This is a genomic window from Chitinibacter sp. GC72 (assembly GCF_009760905.1).
Taxonomy (GTDB): domain Bacteria; phylum Pseudomonadota; class Gammaproteobacteria; order Burkholderiales; family Chitinibacteraceae; genus Chitinibacter.
The window spans coordinates 267,971-289,269 of the sequence record NZ_VIRW01000002.1 but is presented as its reverse complement, the minus strand read 5'-3'; the positions used below and the strand labels follow the sequence as shown (position 1 = coordinate 289,269).

The 21,299-nt window shown below is 49.2% G+C and carries 19 protein-coding genes; 15 read left to right on the top strand and 4 right to left on the bottom strand.

Annotated features, from left to right (window positions below; translation table 11 throughout):
• Positions 1-83: 83 nt before the first annotated feature.
• Complete coding sequence (ftsY, locus tag FLS37_RS03000) at positions 84-1,322, bottom strand: signal recognition particle-docking protein FtsY (protein WP_157314439.1); 1,239 nt, start codon at positions 1,320-1,322, stop codon at positions 84-86.
• A 65-nt stretch (positions 1,323-1,387) separates the two neighbouring features.
• Between ftsY and rsmD the strand changes: the two genes are divergently transcribed.
• From rsmD to rpoH, 8 genes are all read left to right on the top strand, one after another.
• Entirely contained in the window at positions 1,388-1,972 is a 585-nt protein-coding gene (rsmD, locus tag FLS37_RS02995; protein WP_232522474.1) for a 16S rRNA (guanine(966)-N(2))-methyltransferase RsmD, read from the top strand.
• Positions 1,973-2,048: 76 nt separating this feature from the next.
• A complete protein-coding gene (locus FLS37_RS02990) occupies positions 2,049-2,300 on the top strand; it encodes a YfhL family 4Fe-4S dicluster ferredoxin (protein ID WP_157314437.1) in 252 nt (83 codons plus the stop codon).
• Positions 2,301-2,451: 151 nt separating this feature from the next.
• A complete protein-coding gene (locus FLS37_RS02985; protein WP_157314436.1) occupies positions 2,452-3,519 on the top strand; it encodes a lipopolysaccharide assembly protein LapB in 1,068 nt (355 codons plus the stop codon).
• A 264-nt stretch (positions 3,520-3,783) separates the two neighbouring features.
• Positions 3,784-4,734, top strand: coding sequence for a sodium-dependent bicarbonate transport family permease (locus FLS37_RS02980; RefSeq protein ID WP_157314435.1), 951 nt, complete (start codon positions 3,784-3,786; stop codon positions 4,732-4,734).
• 9 nt (positions 4,735-4,743) lie between these two features.
• Complete coding sequence (locus tag FLS37_RS02975) at positions 4,744-5,046, top strand: P-II family nitrogen regulator (RefSeq protein ID WP_157314434.1); 303 nt, start codon at positions 4,744-4,746, stop codon at positions 5,044-5,046.
• An 89-nt stretch (positions 5,047-5,135) separates the two neighbouring features.
• Complete coding sequence (locus FLS37_RS02970; protein ID WP_157314433.1) at positions 5,136-5,885, top strand: GntR family transcriptional regulator; 750 nt, start codon at positions 5,136-5,138, stop codon at positions 5,883-5,885.
• Between the two features lie 11 nt (positions 5,886-5,896).
• On the top strand, positions 5,897-7,243 hold the full coding sequence (locus tag FLS37_RS02965) for a diguanylate cyclase (RefSeq protein ID WP_157314432.1): 1,347 nt from the start codon (positions 5,897-5,899) through the stop codon (positions 7,241-7,243).
• A 153-nt stretch (positions 7,244-7,396) separates the two neighbouring features.
• Positions 7,397-8,254 (top strand): RNA polymerase sigma factor RpoH, encoded by an 858-nt coding sequence (gene rpoH, locus FLS37_RS02960; protein ID WP_157314431.1) that lies wholly within the window; start codon positions 7,397-7,399, stop codon positions 8,252-8,254.
• Between the two features lie 98 nt (positions 8,255-8,352).
• On the opposite strand, the gene FLS37_RS02955 is transcribed toward rpoH, so the two are convergent.
• The 3 genes from FLS37_RS02955 to FLS37_RS02945 all read right to left on the bottom strand — a co-directional run bounded on the left by FLS37_RS02955 (position 8,353) and on the right by FLS37_RS02945 (position 12,518).
• Entirely contained in the window at positions 8,353-10,305 is a 1,953-nt protein-coding gene (locus tag FLS37_RS02955) for an EAL domain-containing protein (RefSeq protein WP_157314430.1), read from the bottom strand.
• Between the two features lie 17 nt (positions 10,306-10,322).
• A complete protein-coding gene (locus FLS37_RS02950) occupies positions 10,323-11,843 on the bottom strand; it encodes an O-antigen ligase (protein WP_157314429.1) in 1,521 nt (506 codons plus the stop codon).
• A gap of 129 nt (positions 11,844-11,972) precedes the next feature.
• Entirely contained in the window at positions 11,973-12,518 is a 546-nt protein-coding gene (locus tag FLS37_RS02945; RefSeq protein ID WP_157314428.1) for a hypothetical protein, read from the bottom strand.
• A gap of 574 nt (positions 12,519-13,092) precedes the next feature.
• Here FLS37_RS02945 and FLS37_RS02940 point away from each other — a divergent pair.
• The 7 genes from FLS37_RS02940 (at position 13,093) to FLS37_RS17075 (ending at position 21,232) form a co-directional block, all read left to right on the top strand.
• Positions 13,093-14,448, top strand: coding sequence for an undecaprenyl-phosphate glucose phosphotransferase (locus FLS37_RS02940; RefSeq protein ID WP_157314427.1), 1,356 nt, complete (start codon positions 13,093-13,095; stop codon positions 14,446-14,448).
• A gap of 409 nt (positions 14,449-14,857) precedes the next feature.
• Complete coding sequence (locus tag FLS37_RS02935) at positions 14,858-16,315, top strand: hypothetical protein (protein WP_157314426.1); 1,458 nt, start codon at positions 14,858-14,860, stop codon at positions 16,313-16,315.
• On the top strand, positions 16,312-17,430 hold the full coding sequence (locus FLS37_RS02930) for a polysaccharide pyruvyl transferase family protein (RefSeq protein ID WP_157314425.1): 1,119 nt from the start codon (positions 16,312-16,314) through the stop codon (positions 17,428-17,430). Before FLS37_RS02935 ends, FLS37_RS02930 begins: the two co-directional genes overlap by 4 nt.
• The gene (locus tag FLS37_RS02925; RefSeq protein WP_157314424.1) at positions 17,427-18,602 is read left to right on the top strand and encodes a glycosyltransferase; all 1,176 of its coding nucleotides are present in this window, start codon (positions 17,427-17,429) and stop codon (positions 18,600-18,602) included. Before FLS37_RS02930 ends, FLS37_RS02925 begins: the two co-directional genes overlap by 4 nt.
• The gene (locus FLS37_RS02920; RefSeq protein WP_157314423.1) at positions 18,589-19,758 is read left to right on the top strand and encodes a hypothetical protein; all 1,170 of its coding nucleotides are present in this window, start codon (positions 18,589-18,591) and stop codon (positions 19,756-19,758) included. Before FLS37_RS02925 ends, FLS37_RS02920 begins: the two co-directional genes overlap by 14 nt.
• Positions 19,755-20,789 (top strand): glycosyltransferase, encoded by a 1,035-nt coding sequence (locus FLS37_RS02915; RefSeq protein ID WP_157314422.1) that lies wholly within the window; start codon positions 19,755-19,757, stop codon positions 20,787-20,789. Before FLS37_RS02920 ends, FLS37_RS02915 begins: the two co-directional genes overlap by 4 nt.
• 197 nt (positions 20,790-20,986) lie before the next feature.
• Positions 20,987-21,232: a VanZ family protein gene (locus FLS37_RS17075; protein ID WP_374756825.1), complete on the top strand. Its 246-nt coding sequence runs from the start codon at positions 20,987-20,989 to the stop codon at positions 21,230-21,232.
• Positions 21,233-21,299 lie beyond the last annotated feature (67 nt).

Genomic DNA, 21,299 nt, shown 5'->3' with positions numbered 1-21,299 from the left:
TGCCATGCGAGTTAATTTGGCTGTTGCCTACAGGGCGATACCCCATGATTTAAACTTGCGCAGGAGGCAAGCCCAAACCGGGTTTATTCAAATAGCGCGTCAATATAATCTTTGGCGACAAAGGGGCGCAGATCGTCGATGGTTTCGCCCACGCCGATAAAGCGCAGTGGCACCGGGCGATTTTTGGCAATCGCCGCGATCACGCCGCCTTTGGCGGTGCCATCGAGCTTGGTCAGCACCAGGCCGGTCAAGCCCAGCGCGTCGTCAAACGATTTGGTTTGCGAGAGTGCATTCTGGCCAGTGTTGGCGTCGAGCACCAGCATGATTTCGTGCGGGCCAGTCGGGTCGGCTTTTTGCACCACGCGTTTTACTTTTTTGATTTCTTCCATCAAATGCAATTGCGTTGGCAGGCGACCGGCGGTATCGACGATCACCACATCAATGCCGCGCGCTTTGGCCGCATTCACCGCGTCAAACGCCACCGCTGCCGCATCGCCCGATTCCTGCGCAATCACGTGTACGCCATTGCGCTCGCCCCAGACCACCAGCTGCTCGCGCGCTGCGGCACGGAAAGTATCGCCCGCCGCGAGCAAGACGCTCTTGCCCTGGCTTTGGAAATATTTGGCCAGCTTGCCAATCGACGTGGTTTTACCTGCGCCATTGACGCCGGCTACCATCAAAATAAACGGCTTATGGCCTTCGACATTGAGCGGAATTTGCAGTGGCTGGATCAGCTCGACCAGGCTGTCTTTCAATGCGCCTTTGAGCTCGTTCGGGTCTTTCAAACCTTTGAGGGACACGCGCTCGCGGACGTCTTTCAATAAATGTTGTGTCGCATCAACGCCCATATCGGCGGTGAGCAGCACGGTTTCCAGCTCGTCGTACAAATCGTCGTCAATCTTGCCGCCGCCAAATACGCTGGCCAGACTTTTTCCCAATTTATCGCGGGTTTTGGCCAGACCCATTTTCAGCCGGTCGGCCCATGAGAGCTTGGGGCGCTCTTGCGGCTGATCGGTGTTGCCCAGTTTGGCTGGATCAGTCTCGATGTATTGCTCTGCAGGCTTTGCTGGCTCTGGCGTAGCGGGCAATACCTCTGGTGTTGTCACGGCAGTGGCGCTGTGTTCGGCTGCAGCGGTTTGCGCCGGGGCTTGCTGCGTGCTTGGCACGGCGGGCGCTGCGGGAACAGTGGCGGCGCCGGCCTCCGTGGCTTGCGCGACGTGTTCTGCTGGCGCGGTCTGCGCTGTGGGTGTGACTTGCGCAGGCGCTAAATCTTGCTCCGCGACGGTGTCAGCGGGCTTCTTTTTTTTGAAAAAACTAAACATGGGTTTGGCGCTCGGGCTACAAATCGCGGAAAATAATGAATTCACAGGATTTTACCGGAGCAACCGTGTCTGCACAGCATAAAAATCAGGTGCGTATTATTGGGGGTCAATATAAACGCCGACTTTTGAAATTTCCTGATTCGCTGGCGCTGCGCCCAACGCCCGACCGCGTGCGCGAAACGGTGTTTAACTGGCTGGGGCAGGACCTGACCGGGCAGGTGTGTCTGGATCTATTTGCCGGTAGTGGTGGCCTAGGTTTTGAGGCGGCTAGCCGCAATGCGAAAAAAGTCGTGATGGTGGAAATGGCTAAACCGGTGCACGCGGCACTTAAAGCCAATGCTCAGCTACTCGGTGCCCATCATGTTGACGTGATTTTGAGCGACGCTGAGCGTTTTCTGGCGCGCAATAGCCAGCCATTTGATCTGGTTTTGCTCGATCCGCCCTTTGCCACGCCATTGCTGGAGAAGGTCCTGCCGCTGGTCGTGCCGTTTCTGGCCGACGATGCGCGGGTGTATATAGAATGTGCCGAATGGCCGGATCTGACCGGCTGGGAGATCCTGCGCGAGGGCAAGGCCGGGACGGTGAAATATGCGCTGATCTGCCGCGCATCGGTCGATGATCAAAAAATAAGCGGCCAGATTGCAGAGTAAGGTTGTCGTTGCCGCGTGAAAGTGGGACAATTCTGTATATCTAGTTACTCGATTGTTTTGTTAAGGATTATCTATCATGGCTCTGATCATTACTGACGAATGCATCAATTGCGATGTATGCGAACCAGAATGCCCCAATAGTGCGATTTCTCAAGGCGAAGAAATCTATGTGATCGACCCCAACCTGTGTACCGAATGCGTCGGCCACTACGACGAGCCACAGTGCCAGCAGGTTTGCCCGGTTGACTGTATTCCGCTTGATCCGGACCACAAGGAAAGCAAGGAAGAGTTGCACCAGAAATATCTGATCATCTCGGGTCAAGCATAAATTATTACAGTCATCTTCAGGCTGATAAGCGGGCTTATGCCCGCTTTTTTATTCCTCTATAATTAAGCACATAATAATATATAGATGTACTTGCGGCGCAAACACGACCAGCCCACAGGGCGGCGTGAAGCAAGTCAGATGGAGTAAGACCATGGGCCAATATAATCTACGCGAGCAAATCAGCCAGACCCTTGATATTGCCAAAACCCTCATCCACTCAAATCCGTTTGAAGCCATTCGCCTAGCCGACCAATCCGCCGAACGGGCCAATATCCTCGGCTATGGCACTTTTGAAGCCGAAGCCGCACTGATCAAGTTGCTGGCCTACCGCGCCGAAGCATCCACCCCGATTGATGTTATTGAAGGCACCGCCTTGCACACCATTACGCTGGCGCAAGCGCATCAGCAAGAGCCTATCTGGCTGGAGGCGCTGAACTGCTACGCCGATATTCTGTACGGCATGAGCCAGTACGACGCGGCAATGGATTACTGGTTGCAACTGTTGGAAGTGGGCATTGACCGTGATTGGGCGCAAGCAAGGGCGCAAGCCTATATTGGTATTGGCAAACTGTTCTGGATTTTTGAAGACCACCAGTCCTGCCTTGAGTACACGCACAAGGCTCAGCATGAAATGCAGCTGGTCAAGCAGGTGCCGGTGGAAGTGAAGGTATGTTTGCTGATTAATCTGGCGGCCTATGCCTATCATCGACGGCAGAATCTGTTGTCTCATCAATACATTGATCAGGCACAGGAATTGGTGCTAGGGATCCCGTTTTGTGAGTACGAGCCAGAAATTTACTACTACCGCGCTTATTTGTTCCGGGCCGAAGGCAAAATTGACGCGGCTAGTGATCAGCTGAAACGTGCGCTGGTGCTGAACGCCCATAGCAGCAATAACTGGGGCAAGGCGGTCACCATGATTGGCCTTGGCGAAATCAATCTGGACGCCCGACGGCCACATCAGGCTTTGTATTTTCTCAATCAGGCGCTGGATGTTTCCAGCTCATTACCTAATCCTTATCTGATGATGCAATCGCACGAATTGCTGGCTCGTTGCCATAATTCACTTGGGCAAACCGATCTGGAGTTCCAGCACTGGAGCAAGCACTTCGATTTGTCCGACGGGCTGGTAAATCATGTTATGAACCACCGACTGGCCAGCTTCAAGCGCCAATCATTGCAATTGCGCGTTCACGAGCTGGAAAATAGCACGGCCTAGATTTTTTGCAGTATTGATATGCTATTCGTCTGGGTATGCGCAGAAAAATTAATTGGGTATTGCCTTTGAAGGCAATACCCATTGTTTTTTTTGCATCTTGGAGTACTACTCTCAGTTGCGTCTATCGATTTTCTCTGCTGCCAATGAAATCTGCCTGTCAGCAACACGCCATCTTGAATGTCCTCATTGTTTTTATGAGTTTTTTTACTCGGCGCCATGTAGTAAAGTTGCGCTATTACTCCAATAAACGTGAAACATTTCTACATGCAAATCGATCCCGTTGTGCTGTTTTTTCTGCTGGGGCTGGCTGCCGGACTGGCCAAATCCGATCTGAAGTTGCCCAGTGCGCTATACGACACGCTATCGGTATTTTTGCTGTTGGCCATTGGTATTAAGGGCGGTCTGGCGCTGGCCAAGCAACCGATTATGGATGTGTTGCCGCAGGCGATGCTGGTGTTGCTAATGGGCGCCATTATCCCACTGCTTTTATACCCTTTGCTGCGCATCCGGCTTAGTCAGGTCGATGCGGCCAGCATTGCCGCACATTACGGCTCGACTTCAGTGGTTACTTTTGCCGTTTGTGTGGCCTACCTTTCGCGGCTGAATATCAGCTACGAATCACAAACCACGCTGTTTCTGGTCTTGCTGGAAATGCCTGCGCTGGTGGTGGGGGTGATTCTCTCGCGGCTCAAAGGCAGCGCGGCTGGCGCGGCCAAGCAGGCGGGGCACGGCTGGGGTAAGCTGCTGCATGAAGTATTACTGGGCAAAAGCGTGGTGCTACTGATTGGCGGCTTGCTGATTGGCTTGATTGCCGGCCCGCAGGGCATTCAGCCGCTCGATAGAATGTATCTTGATCTATTCAAGCCGGTGCTGACGCTGTTCCTGCTGGAAATGGGGCTGGTTGTGGCCGGTAAATTCGGCATTTTGCGTCAGCATGGCGCGCTGGTGCTGGCGATTGGCGTGGGCGTGCCGCTGGCCTTGAGCTGGATCGGGATCGGTTTTGGCCTGATGATGGGCTTGTCGCCGGGCGGTGTAGTGTTGCTGGCCACGCTGGCGGCGTCAGCCAGCTATATTGCTGCGCCTGCCGCGATGCGGATGGCGGTGCCACAGGCCAATCCGGCCTTGTCGCTGGGTGCTGCGCTGGGCGTGACTTTCCCGTTTAATTTGTTGGTGGGCATTCCGGTGTATCACCAATTCACGATGCTGTTTTTTTAAGGACAGACAATGGCTTTCTATCCCAAATCCATGCTAACGCTGGTCACCGAGGCCGTCTTGGAGAATGATCTGGTCGAGTTGTTCAATGAGCGCAAGATTCGCGGCTGGACCATCGTTGCTGCCCGGGGCAAGGGCGCTCATGGTGAAAAGCGGGGCAATTTTGACGCCAATGAAAATATCCAGATCGAGCTGATCACCGATACCGCCAGCGCTGAAGCACTGGCTGAGGAAATCATGCAGCGTTTTGGCGAGCATTTTGCCCTGGTGCAGTGGCTGTCCGAAGTGCGCGTGTTGCGGGGCGAGAAATTCTGATGCGCTAGTGTTTAGCAGATCCTCGGCGGCGCATTAGCAATTTGGCGCGGTACTGCTATGCTCAGAGCCTGTCACCGAGGATTCTTACCATGCAGTCCAATCCGCTTTCAGATCGCAAATTGCGGGCCCTCGCCCCTGACCCTAATTCCCCGCAATCGCTGATGGTGCAGTTCTACCAGAAGCTGAAAATCGCGATCACGGCGGGGTACTGGTTGCCCAATGAATCCTTGCCCACCGCGCTGCAATTTGCCCAGCTGTTTGACTTGCCGCTGGCTACGGTGCAGGTGGTATTTGACCGGCTAGTTAGCGAAAGTTGGTTATTGCAGACCAGTACCCAGTATTACCAGATCACCCCCAAAATTGATCAGCCGATGTCGCACCTGAGCAATTTCTCCGACTTATTGCACGCGCGTGGCTTTAAAGCGGGCTCGGTCTGGCTTAAGCGTGAAATAGGCGAGCCGGAGCTGGAAGAAGAGTGGCGGCTGAAGCTGAAAACAGGCGAAAAAGTCAGCCGTCTGCAGCGCCTGCGTACCGCCAATGATCAGGTGGTTGGCTACGAGTCAACGACTTTGCCCAGCCATATTCTGCCCAACCCTGATGAAGTCGGTGCATCGCTATATCAGTACATGCACGAACATCAATTGGTGATTGCCAAGGCCGTCGAAGAAATTGACGCCTACATCTGCGATCAGCCCATGGCCGAGCTATGCGGTTTTGTGCCCGGACAGGCTTTGCTGCGTCTGACCCGGGTTAGTTTTTTACCGAATGGCCGCGCTTTTGAATTGACCTACTCCTATTTCCGTAGTGATTATTATCGCTATGTGGTTGAGTACAATTGACCGGGGCCAGCATGAATCAAGACGATGCCGATAGTGTCCATTTTGCCGAATCGGCCTTGCTGCAGGCTTTACCGGTTGCCGCTTGGATCAAGGATCTGCAGTCGCGTTATATCTGGGTTAATCCCGAGCTGGAGCACTTGCATGGTTTGTCTACCCAGGCGTTTCTAGGGCACAGCGACGCCGATTTGTTGCCCGACTGGTTGTATGAGCATGTCCAGTTTGAAGAGCTGGCTGTTTTGGCAACAGGCCATCCGCGCATTGCCGAGCTGGAGCTGCCTTATCCGGGGGAAAATGCCCGCACGCTGCGCTGCCATCGCTCCTGCCTTTACGATGAGGCCGGGCAATTAAGCGGGATTGCCGGGTTTGCCGTCGATATTTCTGCTGAAAAGCAGTTGCGCAAGGAATTACAGATTCAGATCAATAGCCAGTCCAGCTGGCTGCGGGCGATGAAGGATCACGCACTGATTTCAATGATGAACCGCCAGGGGCGATTTACCTATGTGAGTGAACAATACGGGCGTTTGATCGGTCAGGCTGCCAAAGCCATGCTGGGTCAATCACGTGCCGAATTCGGCCTGCAGCCCGAAGGCTTGTCGATTGGCTATTACCTAACACTGGCCGAGCAGGGTACGCCGGTTACGTTGGAGTTTTCGGGGCAACGCCCGGATGGTAGTCCTTACTGGGCCCGCTCTTTGCTGATTGCCCTGAAATCGGCAGCGGATGCCGAGCAGATCTTTTTTGAGCTGGCGACGGATCTGACCACTGAAAAGATGACGGCCAGCGCACTCAATACAGTGAACGATAATCTAATCGAGCTGATCAATAAAAACACCGAGCTGATCGCCCAGCTGGAAGTGGTCGCCCGCACCGACCCGCTGACTGGCTTGCTCAATCGTCGCGCATTGTACGAACGAGCCAGACAAGAGGGCGACCGCGCCAAACGCAAATGCACGCCACTGAGCCTGATTGCGCTGGACATTGACCACTTTAAAAAAATCAATGATAGCTACGGGCATGAATGTGGTGATCAGGCGCTGGTGCAGTTGGCGCGCTGGTGTGCCCAAGCCTTACGTTCCAGCGATCTGATGGCCAGAACGGGCGGTGAAGAATTTATTATTCTGCTGCCCGACACCGATCTGGAACACGCTCTGGCGATTGCCGAGCGCATCCGTGCTCTGGTGCAAAACAGCAAGGTCGTGGTGGAAGAGGGCGAGCGGCATTTTTCCTATACGATCAGCCAGGGTGTTGCGCTGGTCGGTGCTGCCGAGTCGGTGCAGGACGCGATGATCCGCGCAGACCGGGCGCTGTATCGCGCTAAATCCGAAGGCCGCAACCGGGTGTGTCAGGCCAGCCTGTAGAAAGGCGAAATCTATCCATCCGATAGTAATAATTACCGTGCAGTATGCTGCTGTTCTGTGATTCAATCATTGAACTCTCAACAGATTTAGCACTCTAGCAATAAGAGTGCTAATATTGAGCAGTCAATGTATTTTTGGACAGGAGATCGAATCATGAGTACTGCACTAACGCTACCTGCACTATCTGTTGGTGACAGCATTGAGCGTTACGTTCAGCGTGTGAACGCGTTTCCGATGCTCACTCCGGAAGAGGAGCACGATCTGGCTACCCGCCATCAAGAACACAATGATCTGGATGCCGCTCGTCAGCTGGTGCTGTCGCACTTGCGCGTGGTGGTGTCGATTGCCCGTGGTTATAGCGGTTATGGCCTGCAGCAAGCCGATCTGATCCAGGAAGGCAATATCGGCCTGATGAAAGCCGTGAAACGCTTTGAAGCCAGCCGTGGCGTGCGCTTGTATTCTTTTGCCGTGCACTGGATCAAAGCCGAAATTCATGAATATATTCTGCGCAACTGGCGTCTGGTGCGTATCGCCACCACTAAAGCGCAGCGCAAGCTGTTTTTCAATCTGCGCTCGATGAAGTCCAGCTTTGCCGCGCTGACCCATACCCAGGCCAAAGAAATCGCTGATGATCTGGGCGTCAAACCCGAAGAAGTGCTGGAAATGGAAACCCGCATGACCGGGCAGGACATCGCGCTGGTAGCTGATGATGGCGACGATGAAGGCTACGCACCGATTGACTGGCTGGCTGATAGCCATAGCGAGCCGACTGCCGTGATGGCGCGCAACCGTCTGGACCAGCTGCAATCGGTGGGTATTGGTGCCGCGCTCGATTCACTGGATGAACGCAGCCGTCGCATTATCGAAGCGCGCTGGCTGACTGATGAAGGCGAGTCTTCGACCCTGCACGATCTGGCCGCCGAGTTTCAGGTCTCTGCCGAGCGTATTCGCCAGATCGAAGCCAAAGCCTTGCAAAAAATGAAGCAGGCGCTGCTGCCCGCCATGGTGTGAATACCTGCGGTGAATGCCGGCTAGTGCAGAAAATGACGTAGAAAAAAGGAGAACCTCGGTTCTCCTTTTTTATTGCTTGGTGTGCTTGGCGATGACGTTTAAATCACTTCGGTAGGGCGGCCAATCAGATAGCCTTGTGCGGCCTTCAGCTGCATTTCTTCCAACTGCTGCCATTGCTGCTGCGTTTCTACGCCCTGGGCGATGGTCAGGATATTGAGCGAATCGGCCACTTGCAGCAGCGAGGCAATCATCTGGCGCGAATCCTGATGATCGTTCATATCCCGGATCAAGCGCCGGTCAATTTTTACGTATTGCGGGCGCAGGCTTTGCATTAGCGACGCCGCGCTGGCAGAAAAGCCGAAATGGTCGATGCCGAAGCGAAAGCCGCTATCGGCCAGTAGTTTGGCCAGCCGTCTGGCCAGCTCGGGGTGCGCCAGTAGTTGATGTTCCGGTACTTCAAATGCGATCCGGCTGGCGTAGGTTTTGATTTTATCCAGCTGCTGCAGAAAAATATCCTGCCCCTCTACCGTACCCAAAGCACCGAGCAGCCCCATATTGAGCGCGATGGATTCCCCGGCCAAAGTCGGGCTGGTTTTAAGCTTGCCAATAATCACCTCGAACAAAGAGCGCTCGGCTTCTTCCAGCAGGCCGTGGCGTGCGGCCATCGGCACAAATAGCGCGGCCTTGATCCAGGGCTGCTGATCGTGTTGCAGCGTTGCGGTAATTTCATGGTGGAGTATTGCCTTGTGAGCTATGGTTTGCACTGGCTGCGACTGTATACCCCAATGTTTGTTGCGGATGGCCGTTTGCAGTACTTCGCGCCACTCCTGCGAGCCGCTGGGGTAATCGTCGCCGCTGGTGCTGGCTGTGGTCCGCTGGATGCTTTCGCCGCCGCCATACAGAGCCTGTTGCAAGGCCAGATCGACCGCGCCCAGCAGGCGGGATTTATTCATCCCGGCGGTAAAATCCACAATTGCCACCGCGTAGCGGATCGGCTTGGGCATTTTGATGGTAATGCTGCGTAGCGCGAGCAAAATATCATCGCTCAGCTGCACCAGCTGCTGCTCGTCCAGATCGTAGCGCAGCGCCAGCAGGCTGGTGCCATCGAGCCGCGCCACAATCTGCGCTTGTGGGCCGATGGTGTCGCGCAGCGCGCGGGCAAATTCGGCAATCGCCAGATCGCCATTCTGATAGCCTTCCTGCGTATTGAATTCGACCAGATTGGCCAGCTGAACGGCGATGGCCGCCGCGTTTTTGTCGTGTGGCTGATTTTTCAGAATATGGTCAATCCGCAAATCCAGGCTGCGGCGGTTATCCAGCCCGCTGATCGGATCGGTAAAAGCCTGATGGCGGTATTCTTCGGCGCGTTGCTGCTCAATGGCCAGAAACTGCCGTACGCGCTCGATCATGACATTGAATGCTTCGACCACCCGGCGAAATTCGCGTGTGCCGGGTAGATCGCTGATGGGGTGAAACTGCCTTTGCTGTACTTGCTGCGCCGATTGCTCGATCTGGCGCAGTGGTTTGAGCAGCTGGCGCACCAGCACCACCATCAGCAGCAGGCTAATGATATAGACCAGACTCAGAATCGCCGTGGTACGTGTCAGCGTTTTCCAGAGCTGCTGATACGCCAGTGCCGGATCGCTCACTACCACCACGCGGCCCATCTGCCGCCAGCCGTCGCTGATTAGCGCGCTGCCTGGCGTGAGCTCCAGCGGCAATGCCAAGATAAACCAGGCGGGAACCCCTTCAATGACTCTGGTCTGGCTGAGTTTGGCCAGACTATTGCCGCGTACCGACACAATTTCAATGTGCTGGTAATAGCCGCGATCAAGCAAAGCCTTGATCGCCGTTTCGGCCAGAATGACATCGTTTTTGCCCAGCGCGCGCGCCAGCGGGTAGGCCAGCGATGACGCTGCATCTTGCGCGGTGGCCGAGAGCTGGTCTTGCGCGTATTGGCGCGTGCTCTGCACCCGCTCGATAAATAGCCCGGCCATCAGCACCGTAAACAATAAGGTGAGGCCGATTAAAAACTTGATCCGTAATGACATGATGGCCTTTGGCTCGATCAATCGGCCGCCGGCGGCGGCACACGGGTTAATGAAGGGGGTGTTTTATCGACCTGTGATGCGCACCAGCCCAGCGCGATAATCACCGTAATCAGCAGCGCATTGGCCGGAATCTGCAGATTGAAATCCACCGTGCTATGCAGCACGATCTCCAGCATGGCCATCAGTGCGCCCAGCGCAATGCCTTTGGCAACCGGGTGCGAGCGGGTCTGGATGGTGCGGATAATGCGCCAGAACGAGGCCAGAACCAGCAGCGCAAACAGGCTGGCGCCAATCACGCCATAGTCTGTCAGGATCTCGACATAATCGTTATGAGCATGATCATAATAGCCACGCGATTCGGCAGGGCGGTACTGCGGGAAAATCGAATAGAAAGTCCCGGCACCCGAGCCAAACCAGAAATAATCGGCAATCGCCGGGCGCGCATAGGCAACGGGTAGCGCGCGCTCTTCAATGGATTCTTCCAGCCGGGGTTTGACAAAATTCAGCTCGTCGCTGGCTTGCTGCTGCGCCCGAGCGGCCAGCTGGTTCTTCTCTGCCTTGCTGACTTGGGTGGCTTCCAGCCGTGCCACCACCTTATCCAGCCCCACCCACTGCCCCAGAACCCAGATGTCGATCACGATCAGGCTGGCCAGCAGGACGAGCACCACTTTGCGCGTCTTCTGGCTATACACCGCATACAGCGCCAGACTCAGCAGCATGGCGATGAAAAAACCGGCGTTGCCCATGCGCGAACGCGTCATGACCAGTGCAATCACCAGAATTACCAGCGCCAGCCGCAGTAGCATTTTCCGGCTCAGCAGAAAATCCAGCCCATGCACCAGCCAGCGCTTACTGGTGGCCGGGCTGGATTTTTCCAGCTGCACCAGAAACAGGCCAATCCCCACCGATAAACACATTGCCAGCATGGCTGCAGTATTGTTGTGATAAACAAAAGTGCCGCGCATCCGGTCGTGCAGCACTTCGCTGGTAAACAGCTCGTACTGCGCCTCAACCGAAAACAGATAGCCGCCCAGTAAAGCTTGAAACAGAGCCATGACTATCAGTGCATATGCCAGCGCATTCAGCCGGCGCGCCGAGCGCACCAGCAGCACGGTGAATAGAAAGGCCGATGCGTAAATGAGGCATAAAGCAGCTTGCAGCTGGGTGTGCGCCGCATTGAGCGACAAACTGGCGCTACCACTCGGCGCAACACTATGCCAGGTTTCCGCCACTGTGGGCGATAGTATAGTCAGAATCGAATAAGGTAGGGGTATGGTCTGGAGGGTGACTAACAGCAATATACTCAGCAATATACCTATGGGGAGTTTGAACTGCAGGCAGCGGCCCCAAACCGCAGACCATTGCCCACGGAAAATCCACACCGCACCCAGCCACAGCGCACACGTCAGCAAGAGCAAAATACCCACCGCCCAGGTACGATTGCTCGCCAACGGCAGGGGCGCCCAGACCAATTGCAGTATCAGCAGCCAGAACAGCGGCGCATCACGATCCGAACGAAGGGCGGCAGAATTGACCATCTCTACACAATATCCAGGGTGGCTAAACCGTTAGCAGAAAAAATACGACAGAACGATTGAACAACACAAAAAAAAGAAGATGCGCAAGGCATCTTCCCGGGTTTAGCTTGACGCCAAAAAAGGCACAAATTAATTACGCGAAACCGCAGAGCTGCCGCCACCGCCCAGTGAAGGCGCACTAGGCAGAGCCAGTACTGGTGCTGCAGCATTGCCGGCTGCAGGGGGGGCTGCATTGTTGGCAGCAGGGTTGTCACCCGATGCGGTTGATTGTGCAAATTGGGCCGGGTCAAGGCCTTTGCTCACCGCTGCAGCAGCAATCGCTTGCTCGGAAACGCCCGCGGAAGCCAGGCCGCTGGCAATCTCGCTACCTTTGGCACCCGCTGCAGACATGGCAGACATGATGGCATCGGTTTTCACGCCTGATTTAGCCAGGCTGGCTGCCACGGCGTCAGCTTTGAAGCCTTGGTTCAGCAAAGACACTGCTACCTGATCGGCTGAAATGCCCGCAGCCAAGGCCGCTGCCGTGATGTCTTCGGCGGTTTTGTTTTCTTTTTTCATGGTTTGCACCATGGCTTCAATCTGTGTGGGCGTCATTGTTTTATCGAACGCTGCAAAGGCTGTCAGGCTGAGCGACACAGACAGCGCCAAACCCAGAGCAACTGATTTTATGTTCATGATTTTTAACCTATGAGGGTGAATACATTATTGCCCCCGAGGGTAGTGAGATGGCACACAGTTGTCAACGTCATTTGCATGAAAAATGGGCGGTGTGGGTGTTTTTGAGATTAAATTTTTCTTAAATTGAAAAATGCCTAACAGTATTCATTAAATCTGATTATTAGAATTTATTAATATTCAAATATATTGCCAATTAAATGTGTGGTTTTTGTAATTAATTAGACATGTAATATTTATGTTAAAATCATATGTAAAGATTAAACAAAACAAGTGCATGCCGATTTGAAAAATCGGGCAAAAGTGGATTGAACCGCTGCAGCAAATGCCTGCTGCGCCAAGCAATACACGGCCTGAGCCAATGCCCAGTGGAGTGATGAATTGGGTAAAACGGGCTAGCCACACTCCCGATCAATTGCCAATGGCATGAGCTACCGCGCGCTGTGCTGGATGCGAGCAGACGTGTTGTTGCGCCAAGCGCAAACCAGGGCAGCTGACTCAGCCCTACGGCGATATTGCCGAAAAACACGAAATTTAAACCAAATTGAATAACCCGATGAGGCAGTAAGTATCAATGCGAAAAAGCGCAACTCGCCATGGCACAACCATTGTTAGCAAGCTAATTTTATTGTGCGACATGCTGGTCGTCTGGGGGGCGGCGTATGCCGCGGCCTACTGGCGCTTTGGCGATGCGAGCTTGCATAACAGCTATGCCACCCTGGTACTGGCCACCAGCCTGATTATGGCGGGGGTGTCATCGGCGGTGTATCAGTCTTTTCGGGGTGGTAGCTGGTGGGCCGTGTTTGCCCGGGCGAAATTATGCTGGTTTGCCGTATCCGTGCTGCTGATGGCTTGGCTGGTGTTCTCCAAAAGTGCTGGCGATTATTCGCGGCTGTTTATCGGCACCTGGATGGGGCTAATGCTGATAGGGCTGCTGATTGAGCGCAGCAGCTTTATGCTGGTGCTGCGCTGGCTGAGCAAAAAAGGCTATCGCACCCGCGATGTATTGCTGGTGGGTACTGGCCCGATGAGCGCCGCATTGAGTGATCGCGCCCGCCTATCGGCCTGGAGCGGCTATCGCATCAGCCAGATTGTGAACCCGCACGCGCTGGAGCAAGTGGAAGATCTGGCCGACCACTATGACTTTGATGAGGTCTGGATCAATCTGGCGGCGCACGATACCGAGCTCATCCCCAAGGTATTGCACGCGCTGCGCCACAGTGCCGCTGACATTCGTGTGGTACCCGATATGCTGACCTATCGCATTATCAACCACGGTATCACTTTCATCATGGGCGTGCCCATGCTGGATATTTCGGCCTCTTCGCTGGGCGGGATTAACAAAATCGTGAAGCTAGTGGAAGACTATATTCTGGCCACCCTGATCCTGCTGTTGATCAGCCCGATCATGATTGCGATCTCAATCGCGGTGAAAGTGACATCGCCGGGGCCGGTGTTTTTCAAGCAACGCCGCCATGGCTGGAATGGTGAAGAAATCACTGTGTATAAATTCCGCAGTATGAAAGTCCACCAGGAAAGCGACGGCCATGTGAGCCAGGCCACCAAGGGCGATAACCGAATTACTCCGTTAGGCGCATTTTTGCGCCGCACCAGCCTCGATGAATTACCGCAGTTTATTAATGTGCTGCAAGGCCGCATGAGCATCGTAGGGCCGCGCCCGCATGCGGTGCAGCACAACCACCATTACAAAGAGCTCATCCCCCGCTACATGCTGCGCCACAAAATGAAACCCGGCATTACCGGCTGGGCGCAAGTAAACGGCCTGCGCGGCGAAACCGATACGCTGGATAAGATGGAAGCACGGGTGGAGTACGACCTACATTATCTGGAACATTGGTCGTTGTTCCTTGATTTGAAAATAGTGTTTTTTACGATATTTAAAGGATTTGTCAATAAGAATGCGTATTAGTTTATATTCTTGCTCTTTTTGAGATGATGGCTGCTAATGAATGGGAAGAAATTCGAATTTTAGAAAAATATTCCTCAGTAGTCATTAGTGCTAACCTTTCGGAAATTATGGCTATTTTCTGAGTTTAAAATTATATATAGATTAACGGCTCGCATTTTCAATAAATGAAATTGCTTGCTGGAAGATTGTTGATATTGGTCACATTATTCGTAGTTGATGTCTTGATAAGTTCTAATTGGTCGTCTAGATTTAAGTTTGTTGTCAAGTGGTGTTTGAGTGCTTGGTGTCGAATTTCTACCTGTTCTATAAATTGTGTGTATTTATGTTTTTAGAAGTCATAGATTCTGTTGTGTTAAAAACTGTATGGTGACTTATTAAGTCGATGTGCTGATAAATTTTAGGAGGGTGTATGTTTGGTGTCGGCTCTCGACTGAATGAATTTCCATCTGTTCGTGATGTTGGATTTTTACTATTTTTGTCTTTGTTTTTCGCGATTATCTACTTGGTTTTTAGCTCGGAAAAAGAATTTGAACCATTGATTTTCTTATCGATGCTTGCCAGTGTTTCAATTTGTATTGTGCCGCTGACTGAGTGGCTAACATCAAAGCGACACATATTAGATCCATTGCCGTTATTTTGTATGTTTAGCCTGCATTTTGTAGTGTTTAGTCCTTTTTTACAGTATTCGATGGATTTTTATCCATATTTATTTTGGGATGATAAAAACGAATCGTTTGTTAAGTACTGGTTCTTGTTTGCTGCTGTAATGACCGTTATTGTAGTTTGGGTTGCACGCAAAAACGCCATTTTACCAATGTCAATGCGCGGCAATCAAAGCCTCTTTAGGTTAGATAAATCTGTATTGTCTGTCTTATGTATTCTGCTTATAGTGGCGGTCGTCGCTAAATGTTTGGTTGTTCTTAAATTTGGTGGAATAGGTGGGCTGCTTTCTGCTTATGAAGATCGACTAAGTGTAGGTGTTAGTTCATATAATCCATTGTCAGGTATTGGGCCTGTAGTATATATTGGTGATTCAATTCCAGTGCTTGTCGCTTTGGCTATGACATTCTATTTCAAGAATCGAGAACCAAGTGTATCAACCTTATTTTTGGCGTTTCTTATTTTTGGTATTATTTCATTGTTGGTTGTTGGTCTGACAGGTAGCCGCTCTAACTTTATTTATACAGTATTTTTTGCGTTTTCTTATGTTGCATTGATTGTGAAAAGATTAAACCTGAAATGGATTTTTTTAGGGGTTTTACTTATCTTTGTATTCATGAATGTATATATGGCATATAAATTTGGGGGTGTTGAGGCGCTCTTTGATGAGGGGAAGCGTCAAGAAATTATGATTAACCGGCAGATAGAAAATCCACTTGCTTTCGTGGCTATGCGTGATTTCGGCCGAATGGATGTCCAGGTCACAGCTATGCGTGAGGTCGCCCTCGAAGATTATCCATTATCATTGGGGAGGTCGTATATTGGCGGTCTTGCTTCAGTTATACCTTCCGCATTATTTCCAAATCGACCAGATTCATTTACAAAAGAGAAAACGGAAATAGTTTTCCCCGGGATGGCTCATGTTGATGAAATTGAAACCAACTTGGTTTTTGGCGGCTATGGTGAGGCATTCGTGAATTTCGGATATGCTGCGATATTGCTTGCAATTCCCTTTGGTTTTTTGATTGGATCATTTTCTAGGAAGTTTTATGTTAGTTCGCATGCTCCGAGAGATTTAGCCTTGTATCCCGCATATAGTATTTTGCCAATCGCCATATTAATTTATGATAGCAATAGTCTTATGTATTTTTCTATGCAATTTGTATTGATGCCAATAATTATTACCTACTTTAATAGTAAAAAATGAAAATATTAATTTTACATGCATATTCATCAAAAAATAGAGGCGATGGCTTACTGGTTGATGAAACAATTGACACGCTTCGAATCGCGTATGGAAATGACGTGAGTTTTTTGGTGGTTGCAATGGATCAGCGATCATTTACCGACACAAAGAATGTTAAATATATACAGTACCAACCAGCGTCATCCAACTTGAAAGAGCGATTGAGCGGACTTTTAAACTTATTGTTGTCACCCCGGAGATTAGGTTTTGACAAAAATGCTTGGATTACACATTTTTCCGATGCGCCGAGTTTAATTGTTGCTGTCGGTGGTGGTTATATGAGAACTACAGGGTATAAACAGCAGTTAAAGTTTGTACTTTCCCATTGTATGCAGCTTCTGTATTCATCAGGTCAGAAGGTTCCAACTATATACTTTCCTCAAAGCGTTGGGCCACTGAAGGGCCCGGTTGGTTTTTTTGTTAGGAAAAAGATGTCAAAGCTGACGCGTGTTTATCTTCGTGATGATCGATCAATGGATGAACTCCATCAATGTACAAATACAGTGCGTAGCCCTGATTTAGCAGTTTTGAAGTTGGCAGATACAACACCCCCGGTACACAAAAATACAAAATACACTCTTCTTGTCGTTAGAGATGTTGAAAAGTCTAGTGCTATTCGCGACAAATATATCAAATCATTACTTGAACTTTATCGAACGATTCCTAATTGTATCCCCGTCCTTCAGAGTGAAGGTAGGGGTAATAATGATCGACTTTTTTACGATGAACTTGAATTTGGCGGTGTTTATCCTTTTATTGTTGATGCGATAAAAGAATATTCGCCCTCTGCCGTTGTATCAGTAAGGCTTCATGGGGCACTACAAAGTATTTTAGATGGCATCCCGACTATTCATTTGAGTTATGAGAGGAAGGGATTTGGTGCTTATACCGATCTTGGAGTCGCTGAATTTGTTCATAATGCATTTAATTTTGATCCAAGCTTGATAGTGCGACAATTGGAAGAATTGCATTCTAATCCCCAAGCTGCATTCTGGCAAAAGATTGAAGATGGCCTGAAGAATGTCGCTAAGGTCAAAGAATGTGTTATCAAAGATATAAAGGATGTAGTAGCATGAATTTAAAAATTGTCATGGATGGCCGCTTTGATTGGGTTAATGGATTTCCATTTTCTGCACATATGCATTATGAAAAGTTTGGTAAAACTTTCTTGGTCAATAAGGAGATACACCTTCAGATTTGCGCGCGAGCCTATGGGGTTAGCCATGCAAGGGGGTATGAGGTAATAGGTGAGAACGTTTCTTTTAAAAGACTTGCATCGTATAAGGGGTTTAAGCAATTTTTGGCAAATTTATTTCATTTGTTAGGTGAAATAAAAAATATTGCAGCATCAAATGATACAGTGATACTGTACACGCCAGGTACATTGCCATTTATATGTGGGCTTCTGCGTCGCTTGCTAAGAAAACCATATGGCATCATTGTGGTGGCTGATCCACAAGATCAGCTAAGTAAAAATGCTTTAAAGCATCCACTGCAGCCTATAGTGCAACCTGCCTTTGTCGCGATACAAAAATACTTAACAAAATATAGTTGCGCATCCTTATATGTCACTAAAAAATTTCTGCAAGATAAATATCCGAATCTGAATAAAGCAAGTGAATTTGGCGCAAGTGATGTATATATACCCGAGAGTACTTTTTTAGCCGAAGCATATCCTCCTAGTAAATATGAGAAAAAAAGTTTATCGCTAGTCTACGTTGCTATGCTAGCCCAAGAATATAAAGGGCATGATATTTTATTAAAAGCACTTGCCGAATGTAAAGAAATGGGTGTTGACTTAAGCCTAAACCTCGTTGGAGAAGGACGGTTGAAAAAACAGCTAGAGATTCTCGTTGAGCAGTTGGGGCTAGAGGAAAATGTTAATTTTCTTGGGTTAGTGGAGCATGGTGCATCTATGTGTTCAGTTCTAGATTCTGCGGACATTTTCGTTATGCCGTCGCGTGCAGAGGGTATGCCACGTGCAGTGATTGAGGCAATGGCGAGAGGCTTACCTGTAATTTCAACTTCAGTCGGTGGAATTCCAGAGATTGTAGATTCTCAATTTCTGGTTTCTCCTGAAGACAGTACATTATTGGCAGAAAAAATTGCCGAACTAGTAATGCGCCCAGATATTTTAGCGTCTGCCTCATTCAATAATTTGGTGACTGCAAGAGGATTTACAATAGAGCGTAATGTAGAGGTGAAGCATGCTTTTCTAAGGGACGTTTTAGCTAATGTCAAATCGTAGTATTGCTGCATCTTTATTGTTGAACACTATTCTCTCTGCCGTGTTTCAGGTTTATGTTCTGGCCATAGCGACCAGATATGGTGGGGCAGAATTAGCCGGTGAATATTCATTTGTTATGGCGATTGCAACTGCAATTTCTGTTTTTATATACTCTGATATTAAGAGTTTAACTCTTACCTACCAAAATGATTGCGAACTAGTTGGTTCTTTGGCTCGCCATTATTATGTTACGACAGTTCTTTCTGCGGTGGTATGTATTGCGGCATTTTTGCTTAATCAGAAATTGTTTTCAGGTGTTTTTTTATATAGAGTTGCACAATCTCTATGTGATTTTAACACCTGTCGCTGGCAATCGTTAAAGAACTCGCAAAGAATATGGACTTTAAGTCTAGCTAGATTCTTTATCTTAATGTTTGTTCTTTACTTTGCTGCTGTCTGGCTCTCTTTTTTGATGGCACTTGTATTATGTTCATTGTCTCTATTTATTTTTTCACTTGTTGAATTTAGACAGTTGCCCTCAAATGCACTTGCAATAAAAAATTTGTATTCAGATAGTAAACTGTTTCATCATTTTGTTGTGCTGTCAATTTCTTCTGTAGTGAACGCTATTCCTCAGGTGATAACACGACAAGCTATTCTTTTTGCAGCAGGTGTATTGGGTGTGGGGCTATACTCTATCTCATACCAAGTTTTTCTGGCATCTATGCCTGTTGTGACAATAGTTGGCCAATTGTGCATAGCTAAAGACAGCCTTACTACCGCAGAATTCTATAAAGGTATGGTGCTTACAGTAATTATCTCACTTGTTACTTGTATTGCGGCGATTGTTTTTTTTGTGTGTAATCCCTTTTCTCTGCGTGAAGCTCTTTTTCCTGGGGTCTCATATGGTGGTTTTATCTATTTCGTATGCTTTTCTATATTTTCGATTCTGATTTATACTAATTCATTTCTTGGCTTTGTTTCAGTAAAGGTTGGTCTTACTTCTCTGCAGCTTAGAACGGGGCTTTATTATATATTCTCGCTCATTGTTGTTAGTGTCTTGGGGTTTGTCTTTTCTAACCCAGTTTTCATGTTGATTCTATTATTTGCAATTGCTACTGCGGTTCGTACGGTGCAGATGTTTTTTTTGATTCTTATGCGGTTGAGAAATAGATGAAGGTTTTAATCTTTTGTGAAGCATTAGGCGGTGGAGTTCTTTCTGTTATTGTCGACCAAGTGAATTACTTGAAAAGTATTTCAAATGTGGATTTTGATATTTTGTATTGTAGACGCCCAGAGACCCCGAATAATATACATGAGTATTTTCCTGGCTGTAAATTGATTGAGGTGCCTTTTTCGCGAGGAGACTCGTTTTTTTTATTCAGGCTTTTTAAATATTTGCGAGGGTATGAAGTTGATGGGTATACTGCGATTCACCTTCATTCTTCATTTGCGGGCTTTGTTGGCCGATTGTCTTTCTTTAAGAATCGCTCAATTATTCTATACACTCCACATTGCTATGCTTTCTTGTTTAAAAATAAAAATTTTTTTCAGCGCTTGCTTTACTTTTTTATAGAGTTGTTCTGTTCTAAGATCGGAATGACAGTTGCATGTGGAATGACTGAGTTAAATATTTCAAAGAAAATCGGTGCGAAGTCTGTAGTTGCAAGAAATGCAATTAGAAACCCATGCTGCCATAGTGTTGATGAAAAGAAATACGATTTAGTATCTGTCGGAAGGATAGCGCCACAGAAGGGGTTTATTAATTTTCTAGCAATAGTGGATACCTTCGCAAGAAAGGACAAGGTTTCGATTTGGGTCGGCTCCGGTGATGACTATTTGTATGAACAGAAGAATAGTAAAGCATTAGTTACTGGCTGGTTGCCAAAAGATGAGTTGTATAAGGTGCTTGCTACTTCCCGGGTTTATGTTTCGACTGCAGAGTGGGAAGGCCTACCTGTTGCACCAATTGAGGCTCAGTATATGGGGTTGCCTGTAGTTGCTCTTGATCGACCTGGATTAAAAGATGTAGTTATTAATGGATTTAATGGTTATTTATGCATGAATGTTGTCGAGCTGGAGTGTAGGATTAATCAGCTTTTAAGTGATGAATCTGAACTTTCGCGAATGAGTAGAAACGCAAGAGCTTTTGCAGAGGAGTCATTTACTTTGAGTAATTATGATATTTTACTAGATTTGTATAAATAGGATTTCTTGGTTTGCGGTCTTGATTTTTGATATCTATAAATTCTCAAGTCTTTTCATTCCTGACGTATTGTTATATTTTTGGTCTCTATGCGCTATAACTTTCATATACTGGGTCGTCTCTTTATTGTTTTTTTTTCTTTTTATGGTTGAAAGAATTTCTTGGTATACCCTTTATCCGGTCGTTCTATCCTCCTCCTATGGATAAATATCTGCACGCATTTGTATTCTTTCTGATGCCACTCTTCTTCTCGTGGGCTGCTCGCTGCCCTTTATGGGTATTGCTCTGCGGGCCAGTAGCGATGGGGGCTGTAGAGGAATACCTTCAGCAGTATCAGCCGGGGCGCTCACCGGAGCTGGCTGATTGGCTGGCTGGGTCGGCTGGTGTGGCGGCAGCTTGCTTCATTATTGGGTTGTGGCGCTGGTGGCGGGGGCGGGCTGCTTAGTTGATTGGGATTGTAGAAATTCCCTTGCTCAAATAGTGCCAAAATCCCCCTAGCCCCCTTCGATGAA